Below are 1083 nucleotides of genomic sequence, written 5' to 3'. Positions count from 1 at the left end.
CCACAATGTCATGCCCACCCGTTCGCGACCAGGGTTGCATACCAACCGTCCGGATCCTCCAGCTCGGACGGATCCACCAATTCGACATACTTGGCGCCGAACATGTATTCATTAACAAATGTCAGCATATCCGACGAAACGACCCGAGAGCGATTCTCCTCGCCATACCGCCAGAAATACTGATCCGAGAACATGACGTGCCCGGTGGTCAGGTTCAACAGAAAGGTGTCATTGCCCGCGATTCCAACGTTGATCCAGTGTTCCTCTATCCTATATACCTCCCCGTCCTCATCCATGATGTCACCCTTAGCAAAACGACTACCTATACTCAACCCGCTCACGCTAGGGCCACTCGTAATCCGATTCAATTCAATCAACGAGATAGGGATGCGCAGACTTTCCAGCCCCGCCAGCACCGAAACCGGCACATCGTTGCGATCAACACTACGATGCATCTCTTCGCAATACTCCCCGAGGATGCGCAAGGTATCCAATTCGCTACCCGAGGGAAATCTAGAAAGTGCGACCGGATCATTCGCGCTTGCATTCCTAACAGCAGTCACTTTACTTGCCACGTCGGCGAGTGCCGATCCTACCATTTTAAGACCTCGATTCTGATTGTGGCATTCCCCGGAATGGTACGCAACTGATTCCTGATCTGCTGGCCTACCCCGTGATTGGTAATACCCTCGATCGGTCCGATATTACCACGAGCGTCGAGTCCATTCAATTGGAGTTCATGGAGGTGATCCATCTCTTTCGACTTCAGCCGCTCGTGTCGTCGCGCATGCAGCGCTGCCGCCTGGTCGCGCATGCGGTCCCGATTGTCCTTATCGATAACATTACGCGCATATCTTCTATCAATTTCCCTGAGTTCATCGCTGTAGTCTTTGTTGATAGAATTTTCCAACATAGTCCTCGCTGAACTCTGCGCATTGCCGTGCCGAGTCGGCTGGTTATCGGGCTTTCGACTCAGCGCGCCATCGTCCGAAGCCCTTTTCAGTACGGCGACTTTTCGTCGGAAATCTGTCTTACTCCAATTATCCTTCCGCTCCAGGAAGATGGTGTAACTCCGATCTGAAT

The 1083-nt window shown here is 52.3% G+C and carries 2 protein-coding genes; both read right to left on the bottom strand.

All coding sequences use genetic code 11. The features are described from left to right. Positions 1-8: 8 nt before the first annotated feature. The gene (locus tag ACFWPJ_RS33570; RefSeq protein WP_378857653.1) at positions 9-575 is read right to left on the bottom strand and encodes a hypothetical protein; all 567 of its coding nucleotides are present in this window, start codon (positions 573-575) and stop codon (positions 9-11) included. A gap of 17 nt (positions 576-592) precedes the next feature. Then, the coding region (locus ACFWPJ_RS33565) for a hypothetical protein (RefSeq protein WP_378857651.1) at positions 593-1083 on the bottom strand (491 nt) is incomplete at its 5' end.

Source organism: Nocardia sp. NPDC058497, assembly GCF_042720195.1.
GTDB lineage: Bacteria > Actinomycetota > Actinomycetes > Mycobacteriales > Mycobacteriaceae > Nocardia.
This window is presented reverse-complemented; position numbering and strand designations above follow the sequence as displayed.